Origin of the sequence: Streptomyces sp. WG5 (assembly GCF_049974565.1) — a bacterium.
GTDB lineage: Bacteria > Actinomycetota > Actinomycetes > Streptomycetales > Streptomycetaceae > Streptomyces.
Genome location: NZ_JBNGGC010000100.1, coordinates 1 through 2,855 on the forward strand (window position 1 = coordinate 1; position 2,855 = coordinate 2,855).

The 2,855-nt window shown below is 69.8% G+C and carries 1 protein-coding gene; it reads left to right on the top strand.

The genetic code is table 11. The annotated features are described in order from the left end of the window. Window positions 1-138: 138 nt before the first annotated feature. Window positions 139-2,855 (top strand): SDR family NAD(P)-dependent oxidoreductase (locus tag ACP4IX_RS35995; RefSeq protein WP_426558830.1); only part of this gene is annotated, 2,717 nt, incomplete at its 3' end.

A 2,855-nucleotide genomic window follows, 5' to 3' on the forward strand; every position in this document is an offset into this window, starting at 1 on the left:
TGGGCCCTCGTCATCCACGCCCGCCCGGACGGCAGCGAGGAGTGGACCCGACACGCCACCGGCGCCCTGACCAGCGGAGCGAACACGGATGGACCTCTTCAGCGGCCGCTGCCGTCGTGGCCGCCCGCGGAAGCGGCGGTGGCCGACACTTCAGGGATCTATGACATCGGCGCTGACATGGGTGTGGTCTACGGCCCGGTGTTCCAAGGGCTGACACGCGCCTGGACGCAGGGCGAGCGGGTATGGGCCGAGGCCGAGTTGCCCGAGGCGCAGTGGGCGCAAGCGGGAGCGTTCGGTATCCACCCGGCGCTGCTTGACGCCGTGCTGCAAGCGGCGATGTTCGCGGATCAGGGGCCGATGGGGGCCGCGCGCGTACCGTTCATGTTCAGCGATGTCGTGCTGTGGGCCACGGGTGCGACCCAGGCGCGCGTGTGCCTGGACCGTACCGGCGCGGAGGAGTTCAGTGTTGAGGTGGCTGACAGCACGGGAGCACCGGTGCTGTCGATCGGTTCGTTGTCGACCCGTCCTCTGAGTGACGGTGAATTCGCCACAGCGCCGCAGAATAATACGGCTGTGCTCGCGCCAGAGTGGTCCGATGTGGACGCAGGCAGCGCACTGGATCCGCGCGAGACCGACGGCTGGGTCGTCGTGGGGCCGAATGCGGAACAAGCCGACCACGCCGACTTGTACAGCTTGGCCAAGGCTGTGGAGAGCGGTTCGTCGAAGCCTCGGTGCGTCGTGCTGGCCGTACCCCACCACTTCGGCGGCCCGGTCGTGGAGCCGACGCATCACGTCACGGCGTGGGTGCTGGAGCAGATGCAGCGCTGGCTGAGCGAGCAGCGGTTCGACGGGACACGGCTGGTCGTTCTCACCCGGTCGGCCGTCGGCACCGGTGAGAGCGACCCGGTGCTCGACCTGCCCGGCGCGGCGGTGTGGGGCTTGGTCCGCTCGGCGCAGTCGGAGAACCCGGACCGAATCACTCTGGTCGACGTGGAGTCCGATGCCGACCTCGACCTCACCGCTCTTGCCCGCGCTCTCATGACCGGTGAGCCACAGCTCGCCCTTCGGGGCGGCACGGTGCGCGCTCCCCGCCTGACCCGGTACACACCCACCGCCGAGGTCGGCGCGGTGGACGGCACTGTGCTGATCACCGGTGGTACCGGTGGCCTGGGCGGCTTGGTGGCCCGGCACCTGGTGCGTTCCCATGGTGTACGGCACCTGCTGCTGGCCAGCCGCAGCGGTCAGGGGGCCGAAGGCGCCCAGGATCTGGTCCAGGAGTTGGCCGAGCTGGGGGCCCAGGTCACAGTCGTGGCCTGTGACGTCTCTGATCGGGACGCCCTGGCCGGGGTGCTGGCGGCGGTGCCCGTGGAGCACCCCCTGACAGGCGTCGTGCACACCGCTGGTGTGCTGGACGACGGGGTCGTCGGCTCGCTGACCGGTGAGCGGGTGAGCCGGGTGCTGGCGCCCAAGGTGGACGCCGTCTGGCACCTCCATGAGCTGACCCGGGACATGGACCTGTCCCTGTTCGTCGTCTTCTCGTCGCTGGCCGGAATGCTCGGCGGTCCGGGTCAGGGCAACTACGCGGCGGCCAATGTGTTCCTGGATGCTCTGGTGCAGTGGCGCAGGCAGTCGGGTCTGCCCGGGGTGTCGCTGGCTTGGGGTGCGTGGACCTCCGAGGTCGGGCTGACCGGCACGCTGTCTGACGCCGACCTCCAGCGGATGACCAGCTCGGGCATGCCGCCGATGTCGGTGGAACAGGGACTGGAACTGTTCGATCGTGCCTGGCATGCCGATGTGCCGGTGCTGGGACTGACCCGGCTGGACGCGGCGGCAATGCGGGCCCGGGGCGGTCTTCCGCCGATGATGCGGTCGCTCGTCACCACTGGTGTCGTCCGTCCGGTGGCTGGGGCCGACCGCGAGAACCCGAACGGCTTCGCCCAGCGCTGGGCGACAACACCGGCAGAAGAGCGTCCTCGCTTCCTGCTGGACCTGGCCCGCGGGCACGTCGCCGCAGTGCTGGGACACAGTTCTCCCGCACGGATCGACACCGGCCAGGCGCTCAAGGAACTCGGGTTCGACTCCCTGACAGCCGTCGAGCTGCGCAACCGGCTCGCGACCGTGACGGGACTGAGACTGCCCGCCACCCTGATCTTCGACTACCCCACGATCGTCGAGCTGGCCGACTACCTGGCCGGTCTTCTCGGTAACAGCGGCAGTAGCGGCGACAGCCGTGTCCAGGACATGAGCCTGCCGCCGGTGGTGTCGGTGACCGACGACCCGATCGTCATCGTCGGCATGGCATGCCGCTACCCGGGCGATGTCTCCAGCCCCGACGAGCTGTGGGACCTGGTGGCCGAGGGTCGGGACGCGGTCTCGGGCTTCCCCGCCGACCGCGGATGGGACCTGGACGAGCTGCTCGGCTCCGAGGCGGGCAACTCGGTCACGGCCGAGGGCGGCTTCTTGCAGGGCGCCGGGGATTTCGACGCCGGGTTCTTCGGGATCTCTCCGCGTGAGGCGGTGGCGACCGATCCGCAGCAGCGGCTGCTGCTGGAGACATCGTGGGAGGCGCTCGAGCACGCTGGGATCGATCCCACGTCGCTTGCGGGCAACCCGGTTGGGGTCTTCACCGGCGCCTTCCAGTCGGGGTACAGCGAGGTGGCCATCCGGTCGACGGATGACGTGGGCGGGCATCTGATCACCGGAGGCTCGCAGAGTGTGGTGTCCGGGCGCATCGCCTACGTGCTGGGTCTGCAGGGCCCCGCGGTCACGATCGATACGGCGTGCTCGTCGTCGCTGGTGGCGCTGCACCTGGCCGCGCAGGCGCTGCGGTCGGGGGAGTGTCCGATGGCGCTGGT